Origin of the sequence: Pseudomonas sp. NPDC090233 (assembly GCF_044772285.1) — a bacterium.
Classification (GTDB): domain Bacteria; phylum Pseudomonadota; class Gammaproteobacteria; order Pseudomonadales; family Pseudomonadaceae; genus Aquipseudomonas.
Genome location: NZ_JBIVYQ010000008.1, coordinates 143,867 through 165,991, shown reverse-complemented (window position 1 = coordinate 165,991; position 22,125 = coordinate 143,867). Strand labels below are relative to the sequence as shown.

The window sequence follows — 22,125 nt, the reverse complement described above, 5'->3', positions numbered from 1 at the left end:
GTTGAGCAAGGCCCAGGCAGTCCGGCGCATCGGCATTCTAGGCGGTACCTTCGACCCCGTGCACATCGGCCACCTGCGCAGCGCGCTGGAGGTGGCCGAGTTCATGGCGCTCGATGAGCTGCGCCTGTTGCCCAATGCCCGGCCGCCGCACCGCGATACCCCGCAGGTGGCGGCAGAAGATCGCCTGGCGATGGTGCGCGAGGCCGTGCAAGGCGTCGAACGCCTGAGCGTGGATGCCCGCGAGCTGGAACGCGACAAACCGTCGTACACCCTCGACACGCTGGAGTCGATCCGCGCCGAACTGGCTGCCAACGACCAGCTGTTCCTGGTGCTGGGCTGGGATGCCTTCTGCGGCCTGCCCAGCTGGCACCGCTGGGAAGAACTGCTGCAACACTGTCACATCCTGGTGCTGCAACGCCCGGATGCCGACGTTGAACCCCCTGACGAGCTGCGCAACCTGCTGGCTGCGCGCTCCGAGAGCGATCCCACCGCCATGTCCGGCCCGGCGGGAAACATTTCGTTCGTCTGGCAGACGCCGCTTGCGGTGTCGGCTACACAGATCCGACAGCTGCTGGCCAGCGGCAAGTCGGTGAGGTTCCTGGTGCCGGACGCCGTACTGGCCTACATCGAGGCGCACGAGCTGTATCGTGTGCCTAACTGAAGGTGCCCCGAGGGCGCCTCATCCAACGAGTTGAACGAGTTTTCATATGAGCAAGCAAATCAAAGATATCAAAGGCGAAGACCTGGTCAAACTGACCGTCAGCGCGCTGGAAGACGTCAAGGCCCAGGACATCCAGATCATCGACGTGCGCGAAAAGCACAGCCTGACCGACTACATGATCATTGCCACCGGTACCTCCAACCGCCAGATCAACGCGATGCTGGAAAAGGTCCGTGAAGCGGTCAAGAAAGAAGGCGCACAGCCGCTGGGCGAAGAAGGCAAGGGCGACAGCGACTGGGTGCTGCTGGACCTGAACGACGTCATCGTGCACATGATGACCGCCGCAGCCCGTCAGTTCTACGACCTGGAGCGCCTGTGGCTGGGTGCCGAGCAAAGCCGCGCCGCTGATGCCAAGCACCACAGCCCGGAAAACGCCAGCGACTACTTCACCGACAAGCTCAAAGACCGGGAATAAGGAAGCGTCGTGCGTCTGCGCCTGATCGCGGTCGGCTCGCGCATGCCCAAGTGGGTCGAGGAAGGCTGGCATGAATATGCCAAGCGCCTGCCCCAGGAGCTGTCGCTTGAGCTGGTGGAAATCCCGCTGAATACCCGTGGCAAGAATGCCGACGTCGCTCGCCTGATCCGTCAGGAGGGCGAGGCCATGCTGAGCAAGGTGCAGCCCGGGGAACGCATCGTCACCCTCGAGGTCCATGGCAAGCCCTGGAGTACCGAGCAGCTGGCGACCGAGCTGGACCGCTGGCGCCTGGATTCGCGCACGGTGAATTTGATGGTGGGCGGCCCGGAAGGGCTGGCGCCTGAGGTCTGCGCGCGCGCCGAGCAACGCTGGTCGCTGTCGCCGCTGACCTTGCCGCACCCGTTGGTAAGGATACTCATCGGCGAGCAGATCTACCGCGCCTGGACCGTGTTGTCCGGGCACCCTTACCACAAATGAGCCTGTAAGCAGTCCGATGTCGCAGCCGATACGTCTCAAGGACCACGAGAAAGACGCCCGCCTGGTGCGTAACCGCGTCGTGGTCGGCGCGGTGGCGATCATGCTGCTTATTTGCGTGCTGATCGCGCGGCTGTATTACCTGCAGATCATCCAGTACGACTACCACTCGACGCTGTCGGAGAACAACCGGGTGCATGTGCAGCCGATTCCGCCAACGCGCGGGCTGATCTTCGACCGCAATGGGGTGATCATCGCCGATAACCGGCCCAGCTTCAGCCTGTCCATGACCCGCGAACGTGCGGGTAACTGGCAGGAAGTGCTGGACACCATCGTCGAAGTGCTGGACCTGACACCGGATGATCGCGCGATCTTCGAAAAGCGCATGCGCCAGGGGCGCCGGCCGTTCGAGCCAGTGCCGATCCTGTTCGAGCTCAACGAAGAACAGATCGCCCGCGTGGCGGTCAACCAGTTCCGCCTGCCCGGCGTGGAAGTGGTCGCCCAGTTGGTCCGGCATTACCCGCAGGGTGCGCATTTCGCTCACTCGGTCGGCTACGTCGGGCGGATCAACGAGAAAGAGCTGAAAGTCCTCGACCCGGTGAACTACAGCGGCACCCACCACATCGGCAAGACCGGCATCGAGCGCTTCTACGAAGACGAACTGCACGGCCAGGTCGGTTACGAGGAAGTCGAGACCAACGCCCGCGGCCGCGTGCTGCGTGTGCTCAAACGCACCGATCCGAAGCCTGGCAAGGACATCGTGCTGAGCCTCGATATCAAGCTTCAGGAAGCCGCCGAGGCCGCCCTGGCCGGGCGGCGAGGGGCTGTGGTGGCGCTCGATCCGCGTACCGGCGAAGTGCTGGCGATGGTCAGCCAGCCGAGCTTCGACCCCAACCTGTTCGTCACCGGCATCAGCTTCAAGGCGTACGCCGAATTGCGCGACTCGATCGACCGTCCGCTGTTCAACCGGGTGCTGCGCGGCCTGTACCCGCCAGGTTCGACCATCAAGCCTGCCGTGGCCATTGCCGGCCTGGACAGCGGCGTGGTCAATGCCGGCAGCCGGGTGTTCGACCCGGGCTACTACCAGCTGCCCAATTACGATCATAAGTACCGTAACTGGAACCGCAGCGGTGATGGCTGGGTCGACCTGGATACCGCGATCATGCGTTCCAATGACACCTATTTCTACGATCTTGCCCACAAGATGGGCATCGATCGCTTGTCCAGCTACATGAACAAGTTCGGCATCGGCCAGAAGGTTGCCCTCGACATGTTCGAGGAGTCGGCCGGGCTGATGCCGTCGCGCGAATGGAAGCGCGCCACCCGCCGCCAGGCCTGGTTCCCCGGTGAAACGCTGATCCTCGGCATCGGCCAGGGCTACATGCAGGCCACGCCGCTGCAACTGGCCCAGGCCACCGCGCTGATCGCCAACAAGGGCGTGTGGAACCGCCCGCACCTGGCCAAGACCATCGAAGGTCAGCCGCCAGTGGACCCCAACCCCATGGAAAACATCGTCCTGCGCGACAAGTCCGACTGGGCCAAGGTCACCCACGGCATGGAGCAGGTCATGCACGGCGCGCGCGGAACGGCGCGCAAGGCTGCGCTTGGCGCGCAATACCGTATCGCCGGCAAGAGCGGTACCGCCCAGGTCGTAGCGATCAAGCAAGGCGAAAAATACGACCGCAACAAACTCCAGGAGCGCCACCGCGACCACGCGCTGTTCGTCGCCTTCGCCCCGGCTGACGATCCCAAGATCGTCGTCTCGGTGATGGTCGAGAACGGCGAATCCGGCTCCGGCGTCGCCGCGCCCGTGGTGCGGCAGATCATGGACGCCTGGCTGCTCGACGAGAGCGGCCGGCTCAAGCCTGAGTTCGCTCCTGCCACCGTCGCCCAGGAAACGGCCCCGTGATGAACAATTTCGATCGCATGCTTTCCAGCGAGGACGTGATGCGTCGACGCGCCAGCTTCCTGCAGCGCATCCACATCGACGGCCCCTTGCTGGTCATCCTGTTGACCCTCGCGGCCGGCAGCCTGTTCGTACTGTATTCGGCCAGCGGCAAGAACTGGGACTTGCTGCTCAAGCAGGCCACCTCGTTTGGCATCGGCCTGGTGTCGATGTTCGTCATCGCCCAGCTCGAACCGCGCTTCATGGCCCGCTGGGTGCCGCTGGCGTACCTGACCGGCGTATTGCTGCTGGTGGTGGTGGACGTCATGGGCCACAACGCCATGGGTGCCACGCGCTGGATCAACATTCCAGGGGTAATCCGCTTCCAGCCCTCGGAATTCATGAAGATCATCATGCCGGCGACCATCGCCTGGTACCTGTCCAAGCGCACGTTGCCGCCCCAGCTCAAGCACGTGGCGATCAGCCTGGTGCTGATCGGTGTGCCGTTCATCCTCATCGTCCGCCAGCCGGATCTGGGGACGGCGTTGCTGATTCTGGCCTCCGGCGCGTTCGTACTGTTCATGGGCGGGCTGCGCTGGCGCTGGATCTTGAGCGTGTTGACGGCGGCGGTGCCGGTTGCGGTGGCGATGTGGTTTTTCGTTATGCACGACTACCAGAAGCAGCGCGTGCTGACCTTCCTCGACCCGGAAAGCGACCCGCTGGGCACTGGCTGGAACATCATCCAGTCCAAGGCCGCGATCGGCTCCGGCGGGGTGTTCGGCAAGGGCTGGCTGCTGGGTACTCAGTCGCACCTGGACTTCCTCCCGGAAAGCCATACCGACTTCATCATCGCCGTGCTTGGCGAGGAATTCGGCCTGGTCGGCATCTGCCTGCTGCTGATCGTCTACCTGCTGCTGATCGGCCGTGGCCTGATGATCACAGCGCAGGCGCAGACCCTGTTCGGCAAGCTGCTGGCGGGCAGCCTGACCATGACATTCTTTGTATATGTGTTCGTCAATATCGGTATGGTCAGCGGCCTTTTGCCCGTGGTGGGCGTGCCGCTGCCCTTCATTAGTTATGGCGGAACTTCGTTGGTGACGCTGCTGTCAGCGTTTGGCGTTTTGATGTCGATCCACACGCACCGCAAGTGGATCGCACAGGTTTGAATAAGGTGAAGAATTTCATGCAAGCAGTGCGTAACTGGGCTGCCCATTGTGCGCCGTGGATCGGCGCGGTGGGCCTGTTCGGCGCTGCCTCGCAGGCTCACGCCGGTGATTACGAGGCCTCGCCCCAGGTGGCCGAGTTCGTTGGCCAGATGAGCCGCGACTATGGCTTTGCCAGCGAACAGCTGATGGGCATATTCCGTGAGGTGCAGCGCAAGCAATCGATCCTCGACGCCATCTCGCGTCCGGCCGAGCGGGTCAAACCGTGGAAGGATTACCGGCCGATGTTCATCACTGACGCGCGGATCGCCCGGGGTGTGGACTTCTGGCGCCAGCACGAAGCGGTACTGGCGCGTGCCGAGCAGCAATACGGCGTGCCGGCGCAATACATCGTCTCGATCATTGGCGTGGAGACCTTCTTTGGCCGCAACACCGGCAACTATCGGGTGATCGATGCGCTGTCCACCCTGGGTTTCGACTACCCCCCGCGCGCCGAATTCTTCCGCAAGGAGCTGCGCGAATACCTGTTGCTGGCGCGTGACGAACAACTCGACCCGCTGACCCTCAAGGGTTCCTACGCCGGTGCCATGGGCCTGCCGCAGTTCATGCCGAGCAGCTTCCGCAACTACGCGGTGGACTTCGACGGTGACGGCCACATCAATATCTGGAACAACCCCGACGATGCCATCGGCAGCGTGGCCAGCTACTTCAAGCGCCATGGCTGGGTGGCGGGGCAGGGTGTGGTCAGCCGTGCCTGGGTGCAGGGTGATCGCGCCGAGACAGGGCTGACGACCGGCATCGAGCCGGTGAAAACGGTGGGAGAGTTGCGTGGGCTCGGCTGGTCGGTCCATGATTCGCTGCGCGATGATCTGCCGGTTACCGCCTTCCGCCTTGAGGGCGACAACGGCCCCGAGTACTGGATGGGCCTGAAGAACTTCTATGCGATCACTCGCTACAACCGCAGCGTGATGTATGCCATGGCGGTGCATCAGCTCGCCGAACAGCTGGTCCAAGCACGGGGCGTCAAGTAATGCGCGCAATCTTCTCTGCCAATACCTTCAAGCTGCTGACCTGCATGACCGTCGGCATGTTGCTGGTCAGCTGCTCTTCCAGCCGCCCGACCCCCACGCAAAGCAGCGGCAACACCGTTCGCGCGCAACCGGGCCTGGACATCAACCGGGCCCACAAGGACGGTGCGCCGTGGTGGGACGTGGACGTCAACAAGATCCCCGATGCCACGCCGACCGTGCACACCGGCAACTACAAGGCCAACCCATACACGGTGTTGGGCAAGACCTACTACCCGATGCAGGACTCGCGCAATTACCGCGCCGAAGGCACTGCGTCATGGTACGGCACCAAGTTCCACGGTCAGAACACCGCCAACGGCGAGCTGTACGACCTGTACGGCATGAGCGCTGCGCACAAGACCCTGCCGCTGCCGGCCTACGTGCGGGTGACCAATCTGGCCAACGGGCGCAGCGTGATCCTGCGGGTCAATGACCGTGGTCCGTTCTATTCCGACCGCATCATCGACTTGTCCTACGCGGCGGCGAAAAAACTCGGCTACGCCGAGAGCGGCACCGCGCACGTGCGTGTCGAAGGTATCGACCCGCAGCAGTGGTGGGCGCAGAAGGGCCAGCAGCCGCCCTTGATGCTCAAGGAGCCGCAGTCCGCGCAGCCCCAGGCGATCGCCGCCACTACCGGGCGGGTCGAGCAATGGACCCCGCCGCCGCAGCAACACGCGGCACCGGTAGTACCGGTGCAAGTGGGGGGTAACAGTGTGCCGACCGGTAACGGCGGCAACGTGCTTCAGGTGGGCGCCTTCGCCAACCCGGACGCCGCCGAGCTGCTGCGGTCGAAGTTGAGCACCATGGTCAGCGCGCCGGTGTTCATCAGCTCCATCGTGCGTAACCAGCAGACCCTGCACCGCGTACGCCTGGGGCCGTTCAACAACCAGGGCGAGATCCAGCAGGCGCAGGACAGCATTCGCCTGGCGAACCTTGGGCAGGCCAAGCTGGTCACAGCGGACTGACCTGTCGGTTTTGTCATGAATTGCCGGGCGCGGGCATGTACAATGTCCGCTTTTGCCCGCAGCGACATAACGCCGCACTTCAGTGGGCCAGGCCTATGGCCACAAAACTAGACTGACTGGCGCTGGGCACACGATGTGGCCCAGGGAACATCTCAGACCATTAGCGATTTTCGAGAGACGGATGAACATCACCAACCTTGCCAAACGACTTTGCCTGCCCGTACTGCTGCTGATCACGCCTGTCGCCTTCGCGGCAGAGCAGATGATGCCGGCACCCCCACAACTGGCAGCCAAGTCCTACGTACTCATGGACGCGTCCAGCGGCAACGTGCTGGTCGAGAACAACGGTGACGAGCGCCTGCCGCCAGCCAGCCTGACCAAGCTGATGACCGCCTACATCGCCACCCTGGACATCCGCCGTGGCCAGATCGGCGAAAACGACCCGGTCACCGTCAGCGAAAACGCCTGGCGTACCGGCGGTTCGCGCATGTTCATCAAGGTCGGCAGCCAGGTCACCGTCAGCGACCTGCTGCACGGCATCATCATCCAGTCGGGCAACGATGCCTCGGTCGCCCTGTCCGAGCACATCGCCGGCAGCGAAGACGCCTTTGCCGACATGATGAACAAGACCGCCGCCGACCTGGGCATGACCAACAGCCACTTCATGAACCCGACTGGCCTGCCGAACCCGGAGCATTACTCCTCGGCCCACGACATGGCCACATTGGCCCGTGCGATCATCACCGTCGACCCGGCCCACTACGCGATCTATTCGCAGAAAGAGTTCTTCTGGAACAACATCAAGCAGCCGAACCGCAACCTGCTGCTGTGGCGTGACAAGACGGTCGATGGCCTGAAAACCGGCCACACCGAAGAAGCCGGCTATTGCATGGTGGCCTCGGCCGTTCGTGACGGCCAGCGCCTGATCGCCGTGGTGTTCGGCACCAACAGCGAGCAATCGCGTGCCGCCGAAACCCAGAAACTGCTGACCTACGGTTTCCGCTTCTTCGAAACCCAGACCTTCTACCAGAAGGGCACCGAGCTGGCCCAGGCGCCAGTCTGGAAAGGCGCCACCGGCATCGTCAAGGCTGGCCTGGCCGACGACCTGACCATGACTATGCCTAAAGGCCAATTGAAGCGCCTTCAGGCTTCGATGACCATGAACCCGCAGATCACCGCGCCGATCGCCAAAGGTGACGTGATCGGTAAAGTGGAAGTCAAACTGGACGAGAACGTGGTTCACAGCGCCGACCTGATCGCCCTCGACGGCGTCGAGGAAGGTGGTTTCATCCGTCGTATGTGGGATAGCATCCGTCTATTCTTCTACGGGTTGTTCAACTGATAACGTGACCTGCCACGCCCCCGCCAATCTTGCGGGGGCGTTGTTGTTGCCACGGCTTACGAGGCCGTTTCCGCCATGAGCGAACCTGACGTCAAGTCGCACAAAATCGAATTCCCCTGCGCCGATTACCCGATCAAGGTCATCGGCGATACCGTTGTCGGCTTCAAGGACATGGTGATCGAAGTCCTGAGCAAGCACGCCAAGGTCGACCTTTCCACCCTGGCCGAGCGCCAGAGCAAGGAAGGCAAGTACACCACGGTGCAATTGCACATCGTTGCCGAAAGCGAGAATCAGCTGCACGACATCAACAGTGCCCTGCGTGCCACCGGCATCGTGAAAATGGTGCTGTGATGTCCCTGTGTCTCGGTTTTCGCGATCTTGGCCTGCAGCCCTATGAACCGGTGCTGGAAGCCATGCGTCGCTTCACCGAGCAGCGTAGCCCTGACAGCCAGGACGAAATCTGGCTGGTCGAGCACCCCGCGGTCTTCACCCAGGGCCAGGCCGGCAAGGCCGAGCACCTGCTGGTGCCGGGCGACATCCCGGTGGTGCAGACCGACCGTGGCGGCCAGGTGACCTATCACGGCCCCGGGCAGCTGGTGGCCTACCTGCTGCTGGACGTGCGCCGCCTGGGCTTTGGCGTGCGCGAACTGGTCAGCCGCATCGAGCAGACGCTGATCGAGCTGCTCGCCAGCTACGGCGTCTCCGCCGCAGCCAAACCCGATGCGCCGGGTGTCTACGTCGATGGAGCGAAAATCGCCTCCCTCGGCCTGCGAATCCGCAACGGCCGTTCCTTTCACGGCCTTGCTCTGAACGTGGACATGGACCTTGCGCCATTCCGCCGAATCAACCCCTGCGGGTATGCGGGGCTGGCCATGACCCAGCTGCGTGACCTGGCAGGCCCGATCGAACTCATTGAGGTCAGGACAAGGCTGCGCGGACAGCTGGTCAAGCACCTCGACTATGCTGAGCAGACGACCCTGACGGGCGGAATCGACTGAATATGACAACTGTGCAAGAAGCCGTGCCGAACCTGATAGCAACCCAGGATGTCACCCCGCGCCCCGCGCCGAAGAAGGTGGAAGCTGGCGTTAAACTGCGTGGCGCCGACAAGGTCGCGCGCATCCCGGTGAAGATCATCCCCACCGACGAGCTGCCGAAGAAGCCTGACTGGATCCGCGTGCGTATCCCGGTTTCCCCCGAGGTAGACCGCATCAAGCAGCTGTTGCGCAAGCACAAGCTGCACAGCGTGTGCGAAGAAGCGTCCTGCCCGAACCTGGGTGAGTGCTTCTCCGGCGGCACCGCGACCTTCATGATCATGGGCGACATCTGCACCCGTCGCTGCCCGTTCTGCGACGTCGGCCACGGCCGGCCGAAGCCGCTGGATGTCGACGAGCCGATGAACCTGGCGGTGGCCATCGCCGACCTGCGCCTGAAGTACGTGGTGATCACCTCGGTGGACCGCGACGACCTGCGTGACGGCGGTGCCCAGCACTTCGCCGACTGCATCCGCGAGATTCGCAAGCTGTCGCCGGGCGTGCAGCTGGAGACCCTGGTACCGGATTACCGCGGCCGGATGGACGTGGCGCTGGAAATCACCGCGCAAGAGCCGCCGGATGTGTTCAACCACAACCTCGAAACCGTACCGCGCCTGTACAAGGCTGCGCGTCCGGGTTCGGACTACGACTGGTCGCTGGACTTGCTGCAGAAGTTCAAGCAGATGGTCCCGCACGTGCCGACCAAGTCGGGCCTGATGCTCGGCCTGGGCGAAACCGACGAAGAAGTGATCGAAGTGATGCACCGCATGCGCGAGCATGACATCGACATGCTGACCCTCGGCCAGTACCTGCAGCCTTCGCGCAGCCACTTGCCGGTGCAGCGTTTCGTGCACCCGGACACCTTCGCCTGGTTCGCCGAGGAAGGCTACAAGATGGGCTTCAAGAACGTCGCATCCGGCCCGCTGGTGCGTTCGTCCTACCATGCCGACCAGCAAGCGCACGAAGCCAAGATCAAGCTCTGATCCTGGTGTGAGCCATCAATGCCGATGCGCGCCGAAGGGCGGCATCGGCATTTTTGTTTTAAAGGAGCTGCAATGAATTGTGCTGAGACCTTCGAATCCCGTTTGCCAAAGGCGCTGTCGCGCAATGCCTGCTTCGCCATTGTCGCGCCGGCAGGCCCGGCGCGGCTGGATACGCAGAAGGCTATTCAGTGGTTCGCCGAGCGGGGTTACCGCTGCCAGATCTACCCGGGTGCTGAGCAGGCCCAGGGTTACCTCGCAGGCTCCGATCAGCAGCGCTTGCAAGACCTGCACGATGCCTTCGCTGACCCGGCCATCGACGCAATCCTGTGCATGCGCGGAGGCTACGGCAGCATGCGCCTGCTCGACCAACTCGATTTCGAGCTGATTCGGCGTAATCCCAAGCCGCTGATCGGCTATAGCGACATTACCGCGCTGCACACAGCGATTTACCGCCATACCGGCTTGATTACCTTCCATGGGGCGATGCTTAACGCCGATCTGCTCGGCGCCAAGCGAGCACCGACCGAATCGTCGTTGCTGGCACAATTGAGTGGCACGGTGGGCGAGGGTGATGCGATCGTTCATCCGGCTGAATTCGCCTTGAGCAGCGTGCTGCCTGGCGTTGCCAGCGGCCGTTTGCTGGGTGGCAATCTGTCGATGCTTGGCGCGACACTGGGCACGCTGGCAGAGATCGAAACGAAGGGCAGCATCCTGTTCATCGAGGACGTCAACGAGCCGTTGTATCGGGTTGACCGGTTGCTGACCCAGTTGCGCCTGGCGGGCAAGCTGGAGGGCGTGAAGGGGGTGCTGGTGGGGGACTTTGCCGGGATCACCCTGGCGGCGCTGACGCCATTGCTGCAGGATATCTTCTCGCCGTTGCGCGTGCCGGTGCTGGCCGGATGGCGCAGTGGGCATTGCGATCCGAACGTGTGCTTGCCGCTGGGGGCTGAGGTAGTGTTGGACAGCGAGCAGCAACACCTGGTGTTGGCGCAGGATTTGTTCAAGGCTTGAAGTAGTTGGGGCTGCAAAGCGGCCCCAATGGCTTCAACGTTGACGCAGGCTATCGAGCAGCTTATGCGTCGGGTAGCCATCCGCCGGCCACCCCAGCGCCTGCTGGGCGTTACGAATAGCTTTGCGGGTATTGGCCCCAATGATGCCATCCGGATTACCCGCTTCATGCCCGCTGGCATTGAGCAAGTTCTGCAGTTCCATGCGCTCGCTGCGGCTCAGAGGCAGGTCTTCCTTCGGCCAGCTGCCAGCAATGAAGCCCCAACCCGAGAAGCGATCGCCCAGCAAACTCACCGCCAGCGCATACGAAGACGAGTTGTTGTACTTGAGAATCGCACGGAAGTTGTCCAGCACCAGGAACGCCGGCCCACGAGCGCCGGCCGGCAGCAGCAGGGCGGCGGACAGCTGGTTGCTGTTGGCTGGCAACTGGGTGCCTGCCGGCAGCTTCACGCCCATCTGCAGCCATTCGCTGACCGGCTTGCGCAGTGCGCCATCAGCCAGCCAGAAGTCGAAGCCTGCCGGCACCTGCACCTCGAAGCCCCACGGCTGGCCACGCTTCCAGCCGGAGCTCTGCAGGTAGTGCGCCGTCGAGGCCAGGGCATCCGGTGTGCTGTTCCAGATATCCCGGCGGCCGTCGCCATCGAAGTCCACTGCATGGGTGTTGTAGGTGGTGGGGATGAACTGGGTCTGGCCCATGGCGCCGGCCCACGAGCCACGCATCGCTTCAGGCTGGATGTCGCCGTGCTGGATGATTTGCAGAGCGGCAATCAGCTGATCCTGGGCGAACTGCGGGCGCCGGCCTTCGTAGGCCAGGGTGGCCAGCGAGCGGATCACTGACTTGCTGCCCTGGAACTGGCCGAAATTGCTCTCCATGCCCCACACCGACACCAGTACCTGGCGATCAACGCCATAGCGCTGCTCCAGGCGGGTCAACAACTCGGCATTCTGTTCAAGCAGTTTCTTGCCGTTGCGCACACGCAGTGGCGACAACGCGCCTTCGAGGTATTCCCATACCGGGCGGGTGAATTCAGGCTGGCTGCGGTCGGCCTTGATCACGTCCAGGTCCGGCGTGACGCCAAGGAACGCGCGGTCGAAGGTGCTGGCCGAAATACCGGCTTGCAGCGCTTGTTCGCGGAAACCGGCTTGCCACTGGGCAAAGGTCTGCAGCGGTTGGATTTCAGTACTGACGTCAGGCGTGGCGCTGGGCAGGGTGACTACAGGCGCGGGCTGGGCAGGGGCCAGCGGCAGGGCGTCGGCGGCGGTGGGTTTTTCCGCGCAGGCGACGAGCAGGATGAAGCTGGAGGCCGCGATCAGCTGGCGTGGGTGCCAGCGGTGGGTTTGGCTGAAAAGCATGCACTGGTCCAAGGCTTACAGGTCAGGTGGAACCATACCATGTCTGCTCCTCCGGTCGTGAGGATTAGCCGTAGAAAAGGATGAATGAAAGATTCAAAGCATGTCTGTCAACTGTTAGAACTGCCAGTTGGCCAATTCTGAAAAAACTTTATTCTTCCTGAGCCATCTTCATTTTTATATGGGGTATGAATCATGAGGGCGTTCGGACTATTCGCTGCGCTATATGCCGTATTGCTAATGGGCGGGTGTACGACGGCTAAGCCACCGCAGCCCAATGTGCCATCCCAGGCAGCAGACGTTGCCAGTCGATTGAATGAGCGGTTCAACAATGCCGTACAAGATTGTGGCGTTAACCAGCCGGCGTATGAATGTTCTGGTGTATTAATCCGGCGATCTACCTACAACCCAAATGTTGAGTTCTGGAAGCACAGCGAGGCGGCGAAAGCGTTGGGCTCTGTCACATTTTCTTTCTTGCGTACCGATGCCAATACAACGTTTTCGGATGCCAGTGGCTATGTTCTAATGGATAAGCTCACTTCAGACCAGGCAATCAAAACCTGGCCTGCATTTCGCTGTATCTATCCATTCATTGCCACCACGCAGAACGTTGGTAGACCATTGAATGGTTGTGGGTTTATTCCTACAGCAAATGATCAGAGTACCTGTGCTGGCTTGGTAGACCCGGCGGTGACGCCGGAAAAATGGATAGCAAACTTCGTTCGTTTTGGCTCGAACCCGCGGAACCAATGCTCCCTGAGCACAGAGAACCCAGAGCAATTCATTACCAGCCTGAGAGTAAGGGAGTATCTACCGGATCAGTCGGGCAAGCTGCTCAACGAAGTGCTGCTTGCGACATGGAATGAAGAAGCGCCGGAAAAACTGCCTGTCGAAGCCTTTTTCTACAACGCGGCCTTTCCAGGCAGCTTGATCAACGCTCAGGCCCTGCGCCATACCTACAAAATCAAGACGGGACAAACTCTGCCCATCGTCCGGCTCGACTTCAAGGCCGCCACCAGTAATCGTTTTTCTCTACGTCCGCAAGATCAGGAAGGGGGCTGGGAGGTCGCAGAAAGGCTGAATGCCCGCTTCCAGAATAGGGACGGGCAGTGTGCGGATGGCCGTGCTCCAGTTTATTGCAGTGGTGTATTGGCTCGCGCAACTGAACCGAATCCGCCTTACCATGTTTGGAACCCTAAGCCGGATACGAAATCTGGCGTTGCTCCGAAACCAAGCGCTACTCCGAAACCCGATGCAGTGGGCGCTGTTTCATTCTCTTACCTGAGGGCGGACATTCATACCCCGAATCTGTTCACTCCCCAGGGACTGCTTTTCGGGAGTTTGGGCTACCCGAGCGACTCAGGCATTGAAGCCATCACGCCCACATGCATCTACATGGCGGATTCCAACACATGGCAACGACCTGACCTGGGGTGTGGCCCTAACAACGGATATTATCCGGTTGACAGTGGCCCGTGTGCGTCCATGGGTATCAATGATTTGACTGCGCTGACCGAGCATTACCTTAAAGAGCCTGCCGACCCCACATGGAAGCGCATAAATCATCAATGCAGCCTGGCCATTGAACCGACCAGTTTCATGCTTTCGATCCAAGGGCGCGCTACGCTCATTAAAGGCAATGAGAGCAGCTACCATGGCTACAATGAAATTATGTTGAAGTCATGGCCGCAAGATATTCCAGACCGCTTGCCGCTGGACGCGATTTTCTACGCTGCAGCAGGGGGGGCAGCTGCATTAGGTCAGGCAAAATTGATACAACAGGATTTGTTCAAGCACTCGGCTGATCTAGTTAAACCCATTGTGCGCGTGGAACTTGGCGCGGTAGCCCCAGGGTTTACCTACCGACGCGAAGATCAAAGTTATTAAGATAGTGGACGGTTCAGCGGCCGACGACGTTTACTTACCTGGCGGTTGACCAAAATTAATGATGTGAACGCGTGTGCATCAAGCGACCGCTCTAAAGTAAGAAGCCTCCCAATCTCTCGATTGGAAGGCTTCGCGGCGGTAGCTGCCTTTGCCCTTCTCCGGTTGTTCCTGGCGGCAGCGGAACAGAGGTTGGGCGACGATGGATTTGGCCTTGTTCGGGCCGTGCTTCTTCGGCTTTTTGCTCATGGCGAGGTTCCCGTTGGGATGGAGTGCGGAGCGGACTGTAGGCCTGCTGGGAGAGCAGGGCCAATTGATTGTGTGTATTGCCCCTGGCTTGAGTGCAACCAGGGTCCCTGTGGGAGCGGGCTTGTCCCGCGAACACCGGCGAAGCCGGTGCCATGCACCGCAGCGCCTGCTTCGCGGATATCCGCTCCTACAGGGATCGCGCGAGCCCTCGAGAGCGGAGTTTATTCTGGAGGAAGACTCAATCTCTGCCCGGCCATCAGCAGCGACAAGCGCGAAAGCCCGGTCCACGGCGATCCTTCAGCCTGCCCCTTGATCTGTGCATCGATACGCTGAGCATCCTGCAGCAGTTGCGCCCAGCGCTGCGCCGACAGGCGCTGCAGGGCTTTGCTGACCAGAGGCCGGCGCTTGTCCCACACCGGTGGGCGCGCCTGGCTGAAAGCCTTGTCCAGCGGCACACCTTGGCTGAACTGCTGGGCAAGGCCCGCCAGCAGGCGCAGTTCACGGGCCAGCGCCCAGAGAATCACCGGTGGTTCGACGCCTTCACCGCGCAAGCCTTCAAGCATGCGCAGGGCATGCGCGGCTTCGCCGTTGAGGATGGCATCGACCAGACCGAACACATCGAAGCGCGCGCTGTCGGCGACGGCTGACTGCACGGTTTCGACGGTTATCTGGTTACCCTCGGCGAGCAGCTTGAGCTTTTCGATTTCCTGCGCGGCGGCCAGCAGGTTGCCTTCCACCCTTGCCGCGATCAGGTCGACCGCGTCGCGCTGGGCCGATAACCCTGCCTGGGACAAACGCTGGTTGATCCATTGCGGCAGCTGTTGGGCATCCACCGGCCAGATCTGGATGAACTGGCAATGGGCGCCTTCGATCAAGGCCTTGCCCCACTTGGTCTTCTGCGCGCTGCCATCGAGCTTGGGCAGGCTGATCAGCAGCAGGGTGTCTTCAGCGGGCCTGGCGCAATACTCGATCAGCGCCGCAGCACCTCTGTCACCGGGTTTGCCAGACGGCAGGCGCAATTCCAGCAGGCGGCGCTGGGCGAACAACGACAGGCTGGCACCGGCCTGGAGCAGGGTGCCCCAGTCGAAGTTGGCGTCGGCGCTGAACACCTGGCGTTCGTCGAAACCTTGCTGACGCGCCATGTTGCGGATGGCGTCGGCGGCTTCCTGGCACAGCAATGGGTCGTCGCCGCTGACCACGTAGACCGGGGCCAAGGCGCCTTGCAGGTGCTTGTTGAGTTGGGCAGGGGCGAGTTTCATGGGAAACGGGCGGGGCACCGAAGTGCCCCGCGCGGGCTCAGTTGCCCGGGATTTCCAGCGGCGACTGCTGCGGCGTTTCCGCCTGCTGACGGCGCGCGGCTTCCAGCGCGTCGGCTTCGGCCTTGGCGCGTTCGTCGGCTTTACGCTGCAGCTCGTCGAGCTGCGACGGGGTCAGGTTCTGCAGGCGGGCCATCATCGACTGCACCAGTTCGCGGCGCATTTCTACGCGGGCCTGGGAGGCTTCCTGGTCGGAGCCGGTGATGTTGCCACCGTCGCGCACGTAGATCTTGCGCACTTCAACCTTGTCGCTCAGCAGTTCCAGGTTGTTCAGGCCCAGGATGCTGTAGTTGAGAGTGGTGGTGAGTTCATATTCGGCGGTACGGCTGCCGCCGCTGTAGCTGGCCGAGCGCTGGTTTTCCTGCTCGTTGGTCAGCTCCAGGCGGTAAGGTGCGCCGGTGTGTACGTTGACGCCGCTGCGCTCGAGTGCAGCACGCAGCTGGACCACGGTCTGGCCGTAGGCGTTGCGTGCGCCGACGTCCATCTCTTTGACGCTCAATTCGTTGGTGCCGGTGCCGCGCAGCTGGAAACCGCAGGCGCTGAGCAGGACGGCCAGGCCCATTACCAGCAGATTGCGTTTGATCATGTTGTTGCTCCCTTGTGGGCCGATACCGCCCACCCGCACTGGATGCGGGTGGGCGTTTGCCATCAGTTGGCTACGATGTTGACCAGCTTGCCCGGTACCACGATGACCTTGCGGATAGTCAGGCCATCGATGAAGCGCAGGACATTCTCGTTGCTGCGGGCGGCGGCTTCGACTTCCTCGCGGCTGGCAGCGGCAGGCATCTCGACCTGGCCGCGCAGTTTGCCGTTGACCTGCACCACCAGGGTAATGCTGTCCTGCACCAGGGCGCTCTCGTCTACCGTCGGCCAACCAGCATCGATGACAGCCTGATCGTGGCCCAGTTGCTTCCACAGCTCGTGGGAGATGTGTGGGGTGATCGGTGCCAGCAGCAGGGTTACGGCTTCCAAGCCTTCCTGCAGCAAGGCGCGGTCCTGTTCGGTGGCCTGCGGGGCCTTTTCCAGCACGTTCATGACCGTCATCACCTGAGCGATGGCGGTGTTGAACTTGTGGAACTGGCCCACGTCAGTGCTGGCTTGCTTGATCGCAGCGTGGATGGCGCGACGGATGACCTTCTGCGCGTCGTCCAGTGCGGCAACATCCAGCTTGCCCGGCAGGCCCTGGGCGACGTGAGCCTGGGCCAGGCGCCAGACCCGGCGCAGGAAGCGGCTTGCGCCTTCGACGCCGGAATCGGACCACTCCAGGCTCGCGTCAGGCGGCGAGGCGAACATCATGAACAGGCGGCAGGTGTCGGCGCCGTAGGCTTCGATCATCGATTGCGGGTCGACGCCGTTGTTCTTCGACTTCGACATCTTCTCGGTGCCGCCGATTTCCACCGGCAGGCCGTCGGTCTTCAGGCGTGCGCCGATGATCTTGGCCTTGGCATCACGCTCGATTTCGACGTCGGCGGGGTTGAACCAGTCCTTGCCGCCATTGCTGGCAACGCGGTAGTAGGTCTCGGCGACCACCATGCCCTGGGTCAGCAGGTTCTTGAACGGCTCGTTGGAGGTGACCAGGCCTTCGTCGCGCATCAGCTTGTGGAAGAAGCGCGCGTACAGCAGGTGCAGGATCGCGTGTTCGATACCGCCGATGTACTGATCGACCGGCAGCCAGTGGTTGGCCGCTTTCGGGTCTACCAGGCCTTTGTCGTAGTTCGGCGAGGCGTAACGGGCGAAGTACCAGGACGACTCGACGAAGGTGTCCATGGTGTCGGTTTCACGCTTGGCCGCAGTGCCGCATTTCGGGCAGGTGCACTCATAGAACTCGGGCATGCGCGCCAGTGGCGAGCCAGCGCCGTCCGGCACCACGTTTTCGGGCAGGGTGACCGGCAGTTGGTCTTCCGGCACCGGTACGTCGCCGCAGGACGGGCAGTGGATGATCGGGATCGGGCAGCCCCAGTAGCGCTGGCGGCTGATGCCCCAGTCGCGCAGGCGGAACTGGGTGCGCGATTTGCCCAGCTCCTTGCGGATCAGTGCAGCTTCGATGGCGTCGAAGGCACCGGCGAAGTCCAGGCCATCGAATTCGCCGGAGTTGATCAGCTGGCCGTGCTCGCCGTAGGCAGCCTGCCACTCGTTGCCGACTTCATCGCCAGCGCTGGTGCGCACCACGGCCTTGACCGGCAGGTTGTACTTGTGGGCGAACTCGAAGTCGCGCTCGTCGTGGGCCGGCACGGCCATCACGGCGCCGTCGCCGTAGTGCATCAGCACGTAGTTGGCGACCCACACCGGCAGCTTTTCGCCGGTCAGTGGGTGCAGCACCTGCAGGGAAGTGGCCATGCCCTTCTTCTCCTGGGTGGCCATGTCGGCTTCGGCGACGCTGCCGCTCTTGCATTCGTCGATGAACGCCTGCAGCGCCGGGTTGCCCTGGGCTGCCTGAGTGGCCAGCGGATGCTCGGCGGCGACGGCGACGTAGGTCGCGCCCATCAGGGTGTCCGGACGGGTGGTGAAGACCTTCAGGGTGCCTTCGTGGCCGATGCTCGCCTGATCGAACGGGAACTGCACTTCCATGCCGCGCGACTTGCCGATCCAGTTGCGCTGCATGGTCTTGACCTGCTCAGGCCAGCCCGGCAGCTCGTCGAGGCTTTCCAGCAGCTCGTCGGCGTAATCGGTGATGCGGAAGTAGTACATCGGGATTTCGCGCTTCTCGATCAGCGCGCCCGAACGCCAGCCGCGGCCGTCGATGACCTGCTCGTTGGCGAGCACGGTCTGGTCGGCTGGGTCCCAGTTCACGGTCCCGTTCTTGCGGTAGATGATGCCTTTCTCGAACAGGCGGGTGAACAGCCACTGCTCCCAACGGTAGTAGTCGGGCTTGCAGGTGGTGACTTCACGTGCCCAGTCGATGGCCAGGCCCAGGCTCTTGAGCTGGGTCTTCATGTAGTCGATGTTTTCGTAGGTCCACTTGGCCGGGGCGACGTTGTTTTTCATCGCCGCGTTTTCCGCGGGCATGCCGAAAGCGTCCCAGCCCATCGGCTGCAAGACGTTCTTGCCCAGCATGCGCTGGTAGCGGGCAATCACGTCACCGATGGTGTAGTTGCGCACGTGGCCCATGTGTAGCTTGCCGCTCGGGTACGGGAACATCGATAGGCAATAGTAGGTGTCTTTGCCTGGCTGTTCGGTAACAGCGAACGATTGTTGCTCGTCCCAGAAGTTCTGGGCGGCGGCTTCGATATCACGGGGCGTGTATTGTTCGTGCATGGCTACTTTTGGCTGAGAGAGAAGAGACCTTGTTCCAGGCAGCGGAACCTCGCTGCGTCCGGCACTCCGGTGTCGTGAGAGTGAACGCCGTAGCATACAGCAGCGCTGCGCATCGTGGGAAACCCTGATTGCTAATGCCCGCTGGTCGCTGCATCCGGCTGCTTTTCATAGCGCCGCTAAGCTCAGGTGTGGGGGGAGATAATCTTTATCTTCAATGAGGTGAACGGATGGGAGAGACGCAGCTACCCGCAAGCAAACCGGAGCTTTACGAACGCCTGATCGACCGTCTTGGCCTGGCACTGGAAGTCGCCAGAACCTCGGTGCGATTGCGCGACGAGATGCCAGCCGAACTGGAGTTGCGCGGCTTGAGCCACGCAGAGTTCGAAGTGATAAAGGCCTACCTGGATACCCTCCCGGAACGCCGCAATGCCTGTGCCGGTACATACCCACAAGCGGAACCGACATCGGCCAAGATCATCTGGCTCAAGGACAAGAAACGCCCCGCCACGACGGCGAGATCCAGGACGCTGCCACATCGCTAGCCGTTCAGGCCGCCGGGCGCAGGCCATCGCGCGCCGGTTCTTCACACACATATTCTCACTTCTCAAGATCGACGCCGGCTGCACACTTGTTGACCGGCGCCGATCCACTTAGGCTGCACGCCTGCCAAGGAGGTGTGGCCGATGCCGCTTCGATTCTTTATCAAACAATGGTTGATGCCGCCTGGCGTCCTGTTTCTGCTGTTGCTCGCGGCCTGGTGGCTGCGCAGCCGGCGCCCGCGGCTGGCGGCGCTGTGTTTTGTGCTGGGGTTGGGCGGCTTGTGGCTGATGAGCCTGCCGCTGGTGGTGCAGCAGGGCGCGCGGTTGCTGGAAACCGAGCCACCTCTGGCCGTCAGTGAATGGGCGGGCCTGGCCGGCAAGGCGGATGCCATCGTCGTGTTGGGCGCGGGGCGCGAGCGCGGTGACCCGTCCTGGGGTGGTGAGGATCAGCCTGCCGCAACCGCCCTGGAGCGCATGCGCTTTGCCGCACGGTTGGCCAAGGCGTCGGGCTTGCCGGTGCTGACCAGCGGTGGCTTGCACTACGGCACGCCGCCGAGCGAGGCGCGGTTGATGGCCGATCGCCTTCGCGAGGACTTTGCTGTCGAGGTGAAGTGGCAGGAAGGCGCCAGCCGCACTACCTGGGAAAATGCTCAGTTCACTGCCCAGGTGCTGCAGCCGTTGGGGATTCGCCGGGTGGTGGTGGTGACTCAGGCCTGGCACATGCAGCGCTCGCGCTGGAGTTTCGAGCAGGCGGGGTTCGAGGTGGTGCCGGCGCCGGTGGGGTTCCTCGGGCGAGACCATGCCCGGCCGTTTGCCGGGTTGCTGCCGGAAAGCCGGGCGATGTGGCAGAGCGGGCAGTTGCTGAATGAAGCGGTGGGGTTGTTGGGGTATCGGGTGTTCTACTGAATTGTTGGCCTACCGGCCCCGCGAAGGGGCCGGTAGGCCAACATCAAACAGTCTTGGCAATCCGCCCAGCCGCCAGCGCCCAGCCAAACAACAGCACACAGACAATCGCCAGCGGCCACGACCGCCACTGCAAATACGGCGTCAACTGCTGCATCGGCACCACCTCGCCATACAGCACCGCACGCTGGAACTGCGGCACCTCGGCGGTAATCCGGCCAAACGGGTCGATCAGCGCGGTCACGCCGTTGTTGGTGGCGCGGATCATCCAGCGGCCAGCCTCCAGGGCGCGCATCTGTGCCATCTGCAAGTGCTGAAGTGGCCCGATCGAAGTGCCGAACCAGGTGTCGTTGCTGATCGTCAGCAACAGGTCGCTGCGTGCCGCGAGGCCAGCGGCGAACTCGGGGTAGACCACTTCGTAGCAGATGTATGGAGCAATCTGGTAACCCTTGGCCTGCAGCAGTGGCTGGTCTTCAGGGCCGCGGGCGAAGTCCGACATCGGCAGGTTGAAGAACTCGATCAGGCCACGCAGCATGTCCTGCAAAGGCACGTACTCGCCGAAAGGCACCAGCTTCTGCTTGAGGTAGGTACCATCGCCTTCGCCGGTGACCGTCACGCCGTTGTAGTAACGGCGTTGGTGATGCACCACTTCGCGCACCGGCACGCCGGTAATCAGCGCCGAATGCCGGTCTGCGGCAAAACGGCCCATCACGTCAATGTAGCCCTGCGCCTGATCCTTGAGGATCGGCACCGCTGTTTCTGGCCAGACCAGCAGATCCACCGGCTTGGAGCTGAAACTCATGTCGCGGTACAGCGCCAGTTGCGCATCGATGTGCGCCGGGTCCCATTTCAGCTCCTGCTCGACGTTGCCCTGCAGTGCCGCGACCTTGAGCGGGTCGCCAGCCGGCTTGGTCCAGGCGTGGTCCTTGAGGGCCATACCGACCACCCATGGGGCCGCCAGCAGCAGGGCGCCAATGGCGAGGAACGACGGACGCGTGCGCAGCCGGTGAAGGTTGCACAGCAACGCGGCGCTCAGCGCCAGGGCAAAGGAAATCAGCCAAACGCCGCCCAGGGGGGCCAAGCCGGAAAGGGGGCCGTCCAACTGACTGTAACCGGCGTACAACCAGGGGAAACCGGTCAGGAACCAGCCGCGGAAGGCTTCCTGTAGCAGCCACAGCGCGGCAAAGCACAGCGCGTCGGCCAGTGGCGCTTCATTGCGCCGCAGCCACCGCGCCCACAGCCAGGTGGGTAGGGCGAAGAACCAGGCTAGGGCGGCGAAGAACGCCAGCAGCAGCACGATCGCCAGCAGCGGCGAAGCGCCACCGTAGGTGTTCATGCTGACGTAGATCCACCAGGTGCCGGCGCCGTACAGGCCGAAACCGAAGCACCAGCCGCGCCACATGGCCTGGCGCGGGGTGAGCTCGCGCAGGCCGAGGTAGAGCACGGCGATCGACTGCAAGGCCAATGGCCAGATGTCGAATGGCGCCAGGGCCAGAAGGGTCGAGGCGCCGGCCGCCAGGGCCAGCAGGTTACCGGGCCAGCCGGGGCGGGTGATCCAACGCATGTTCG

The 22,125-nt window shown here is 62.5% G+C and carries 21 protein-coding genes; 15 read left to right on the top strand and 6 right to left on the bottom strand.

The window, feature by feature from the left end:
• The first annotated feature begins 1 nt into the window (after nt 1).
• The 12 genes from nadD to ACIQUF_RS22470 all read left to right on the top strand — a co-directional run bounded on the left by nadD (nt 2) and on the right by ACIQUF_RS22470 (nt 11,063).
• Complete coding sequence (gene nadD / locus ACIQUF_RS22525) at nt 2-661, top strand: nicotinate-nucleotide adenylyltransferase (RefSeq protein ID WP_403135615.1); 660 nt, start codon at nt 2-4, stop codon at nt 659-661.
• A gap of 46 nt (nt 662-707) precedes the next feature.
• Nucleotides 708-1,136, top strand: a complete 429-nt coding sequence (rsfS, locus tag ACIQUF_RS22520; protein ID WP_400798693.1) for a ribosome silencing factor — start codon at nt 708-710, stop codon at nt 1,134-1,136.
• 9 nt (nt 1,137-1,145) lie between these two features.
• The gene (gene rlmH, locus ACIQUF_RS22515) at nt 1,146-1,613 is read left to right on the top strand and encodes a 23S rRNA (pseudouridine(1915)-N(3))-methyltransferase RlmH (protein WP_008090421.1); all 468 of its coding nucleotides are present in this window, start codon (nt 1,146-1,148) and stop codon (nt 1,611-1,613) included.
• A gap of 16 nt (nt 1,614-1,629) precedes the next feature.
• Nucleotides 1,630-3,519 carry a penicillin-binding protein 2 gene (gene mrdA, locus ACIQUF_RS22510; protein ID WP_403135612.1) on the top strand — a complete coding sequence of 630 codons (1,890 nt, stop codon included), beginning with the start codon at nt 1,630-1,632 and terminating at the stop codon, nt 3,517-3,519.
• 38 nt (nt 3,520-3,557) lie between these two features.
• The gene (gene rodA / locus ACIQUF_RS22505; RefSeq protein ID WP_400798923.1) at nt 3,558-4,661 is read left to right on the top strand and encodes a rod shape-determining protein RodA; all 1,104 of its coding nucleotides are present in this window, start codon (nt 3,558-3,560) and stop codon (nt 4,659-4,661) included.
• A gap of 17 nt (nt 4,662-4,678) precedes the next feature.
• A complete protein-coding gene (gene mltB, locus ACIQUF_RS22500; protein ID WP_403135610.1) occupies nt 4,679-5,689 on the top strand; it encodes a lytic murein transglycosylase B in 1,011 nt (336 codons plus the stop codon).
• The gene (locus tag ACIQUF_RS22495; RefSeq protein WP_403135608.1) at nt 5,689-6,693 is read left to right on the top strand and encodes a septal ring lytic transglycosylase RlpA family protein; all 1,005 of its coding nucleotides are present in this window, start codon (nt 5,689-5,691) and stop codon (nt 6,691-6,693) included. The genes mltB and ACIQUF_RS22495 overlap by 1 nt, the downstream gene beginning before the upstream one ends.
• Before the next feature lie 181 nt (nt 6,694-6,874).
• The gene (locus ACIQUF_RS22490) at nt 6,875-8,035 is read left to right on the top strand and encodes a D-alanyl-D-alanine carboxypeptidase family protein (RefSeq protein WP_403135606.1); all 1,161 of its coding nucleotides are present in this window, start codon (nt 6,875-6,877) and stop codon (nt 8,033-8,035) included.
• Nucleotides 8,036-8,110: 75 nt separating this feature from the next.
• Nucleotides 8,111-8,386 (top strand): DUF493 domain-containing protein, encoded by a 276-nt coding sequence (locus tag ACIQUF_RS22485; RefSeq protein WP_008100495.1) that lies wholly within the window; start codon nt 8,111-8,113, stop codon nt 8,384-8,386.
• Nucleotides 8,386-9,033: a lipoyl(octanoyl) transferase LipB gene (gene lipB, locus ACIQUF_RS22480; RefSeq protein ID WP_403135604.1), complete on the top strand. Its 648-nt coding sequence runs from the start codon at nt 8,386-8,388 to the stop codon at nt 9,031-9,033. The genes ACIQUF_RS22485 and lipB overlap by 1 nt, the downstream gene beginning before the upstream one ends.
• Before the next feature lie 2 nt (nt 9,034-9,035).
• Nucleotides 9,036-10,052: a lipoyl synthase gene (lipA, locus tag ACIQUF_RS22475; protein ID WP_400798678.1), complete on the top strand. Its 1,017-nt coding sequence runs from the start codon at nt 9,036-9,038 to the stop codon at nt 10,050-10,052.
• A 72-nt stretch (nt 10,053-10,124) separates the two neighbouring features.
• On the top strand, nt 10,125-11,063 hold the full coding sequence (locus ACIQUF_RS22470) for an LD-carboxypeptidase (protein WP_403135601.1): 939 nt from the start codon (nt 10,125-10,127) through the stop codon (nt 11,061-11,063).
• A gap of 33 nt (nt 11,064-11,096) precedes the next feature.
• On the opposite strand, the gene ACIQUF_RS22465 is transcribed toward ACIQUF_RS22470, so the two are convergent.
• Entirely contained in the window at nt 11,097-12,413 is a 1,317-nt protein-coding gene (locus tag ACIQUF_RS22465; protein WP_403135598.1) for a lytic murein transglycosylase, read from the bottom strand.
• Nucleotides 12,414-12,605: 192 nt separating this feature from the next.
• Here ACIQUF_RS22465 and ACIQUF_RS22460 point away from each other — a divergent pair, with 192 nt between their 5' ends.
• Nucleotides 12,606-14,297: a hypothetical protein gene (locus ACIQUF_RS22460; RefSeq protein WP_403135595.1), complete on the top strand. Its 1,692-nt coding sequence runs from the start codon at nt 12,606-12,608 to the stop codon at nt 14,295-14,297.
• Nucleotides 14,298-14,375: 78 nt separating this feature from the next.
• Here the strand turns inward: ACIQUF_RS22460 and arfA are convergent, their stop codons facing one another.
• The 4 genes from arfA to leuS form a co-directional block, all read right to left on the bottom strand.
• The gene (gene arfA / locus ACIQUF_RS22455; protein ID WP_403135592.1) at nt 14,376-14,543 is read right to left on the bottom strand and encodes an alternative ribosome rescue factor ArfA; all 168 of its coding nucleotides are present in this window, start codon (nt 14,541-14,543) and stop codon (nt 14,376-14,378) included.
• Between the two features lie 221 nt (nt 14,544-14,764).
• Nucleotides 14,765-15,802 carry a DNA polymerase III subunit delta gene (gene holA, locus ACIQUF_RS22450; protein WP_403135589.1) on the bottom strand — a complete coding sequence of 346 codons (1,038 nt, stop codon included), beginning with the start codon at nt 15,800-15,802 and terminating at the stop codon, nt 14,765-14,767.
• A gap of 37 nt (nt 15,803-15,839) precedes the next feature.
• Nucleotides 15,840-16,445, bottom strand: coding sequence for an LPS assembly lipoprotein LptE (gene lptE, locus ACIQUF_RS22445; protein ID WP_403135586.1), 606 nt, complete (start codon nt 16,443-16,445; stop codon nt 15,840-15,842).
• Nucleotides 16,446-16,507: 62 nt separating this feature from the next.
• Nucleotides 16,508-19,114 carry a leucine--tRNA ligase gene (gene leuS / locus ACIQUF_RS22440; RefSeq protein WP_403135583.1) on the bottom strand — a complete coding sequence of 869 codons (2,607 nt, stop codon included), beginning with the start codon at nt 19,112-19,114 and terminating at the stop codon, nt 16,508-16,510.
• A gap of 227 nt (nt 19,115-19,341) precedes the next feature.
• On the opposite strand from leuS, the gene ACIQUF_RS22435 reads away from it, so the two are divergent.
• Nucleotides 19,342-19,656, top strand: coding sequence for a hypothetical protein (locus tag ACIQUF_RS22435; RefSeq protein WP_403135581.1), 315 nt, complete (start codon nt 19,342-19,344; stop codon nt 19,654-19,656).
• 141 nt (nt 19,657-19,797) lie between these two features.
• The gene (locus ACIQUF_RS22430; protein WP_403135578.1) at nt 19,798-20,559 is read left to right on the top strand and encodes a YdcF family protein; all 762 of its coding nucleotides are present in this window, start codon (nt 19,798-19,800) and stop codon (nt 20,557-20,559) included.
• Nucleotides 20,560-20,602: 43 nt separating this feature from the next.
• On the opposite strand, the gene lnt is transcribed toward ACIQUF_RS22430, so the two are convergent.
• Entirely contained in the window at nt 20,603-22,120 is a 1,518-nt protein-coding gene (lnt, locus tag ACIQUF_RS22425) for an apolipoprotein N-acyltransferase (RefSeq protein WP_403135575.1), read from the bottom strand.
• Between the last annotated feature and the right edge of the window lie 5 nt (nt 22,121-22,125).

What these genes read in the sequence shown, in the direction of transcription:
- rsfS (WP_400798693.1), top strand. Translation starts at nt 708, where the DNA reads ATGAGCAAGCAAATCAAAGATATCAAAGGCGAAGACCTGGTCAAACTG.
- mrdA (WP_403135612.1), top strand. Translation starts at nt 1,630, where the DNA reads ATGTCGCAGCCGATACGTCTCAAGGACCACGAGAAAGACGCCCGCCTG.
- rodA (WP_400798923.1), top strand. Translation starts at nt 3,558, where the DNA reads ATGCGTCGACGCGCCAGCTTCCTGCAGCGCATCCACATCGACGGCCCC.
- mltB (WP_403135610.1), top strand. Translation starts at nt 4,679, where the DNA reads ATGCAAGCAGTGCGTAACTGGGCTGCCCATTGTGCGCCGTGGATCGGC.
- ACIQUF_RS22495 (WP_403135608.1), top strand. Translation starts at nt 5,689, where the DNA reads ATGCGCGCAATCTTCTCTGCCAATACCTTCAAGCTGCTGACCTGCATG.
- ACIQUF_RS22490 (WP_403135606.1), top strand. Translation starts at nt 6,875, where the DNA reads ATGAACATCACCAACCTTGCCAAACGACTTTGCCTGCCCGTACTGCTG.
- ACIQUF_RS22485 (WP_008100495.1), top strand. Translation starts at nt 8,111, where the DNA reads ATGAGCGAACCTGACGTCAAGTCGCACAAAATCGAATTCCCCTGCGCC.
- lipB (WP_403135604.1), top strand. Translation starts at nt 8,386, where the DNA reads ATGTCCCTGTGTCTCGGTTTTCGCGATCTTGGCCTGCAGCCCTATGAA.
- lipA (WP_400798678.1), top strand. Translation starts at nt 9,036, where the DNA reads ATGACAACTGTGCAAGAAGCCGTGCCGAACCTGATAGCAACCCAGGAT.
- ACIQUF_RS22470 (WP_403135601.1), top strand. Translation starts at nt 10,125, where the DNA reads ATGAATTGTGCTGAGACCTTCGAATCCCGTTTGCCAAAGGCGCTGTCG.
- ACIQUF_RS22465 (WP_403135598.1), bottom strand. Translation starts at nt 12,413, where the DNA reads ATGCTTTTCAGCCAAACCCACCGCTGGCACCCACGCCAGCTGATCGCG.
- ACIQUF_RS22460 (WP_403135595.1), top strand. Translation starts at nt 12,606, where the DNA reads ATGAGGGCGTTCGGACTATTCGCTGCGCTATATGCCGTATTGCTAATG.
- arfA (WP_403135592.1), bottom strand. Translation starts at nt 14,543, where the DNA reads ATGAGCAAAAAGCCGAAGAAGCACGGCCCGAACAAGGCCAAATCCATC.
- holA (WP_403135589.1), bottom strand. Translation starts at nt 15,802, where the DNA reads ATGAAACTCGCCCCTGCCCAACTCAACAAGCACCTGCAAGGCGCCTTG.
- lptE (WP_403135586.1), bottom strand. Translation starts at nt 16,445, where the DNA reads ATGATCAAACGCAATCTGCTGGTAATGGGCCTGGCCGTCCTGCTCAGC.
- leuS (WP_403135583.1), bottom strand. Translation starts at nt 19,114, where the DNA reads ATGCACGAACAATACACGCCCCGTGATATCGAAGCCGCCGCCCAGAAC.
- ACIQUF_RS22435 (WP_403135581.1), top strand. Translation starts at nt 19,342, where the DNA reads ATGGGAGAGACGCAGCTACCCGCAAGCAAACCGGAGCTTTACGAACGC.
- ACIQUF_RS22430 (WP_403135578.1), top strand. Translation starts at nt 19,798, where the DNA reads ATGCCGCTTCGATTCTTTATCAAACAATGGTTGATGCCGCCTGGCGTC.
- lnt (WP_403135575.1), bottom strand. Translation starts at nt 22,120, where the DNA reads ATGCGTTGGATCACCCGCCCCGGCTGGCCCGGTAACCTGCTGGCCCTG.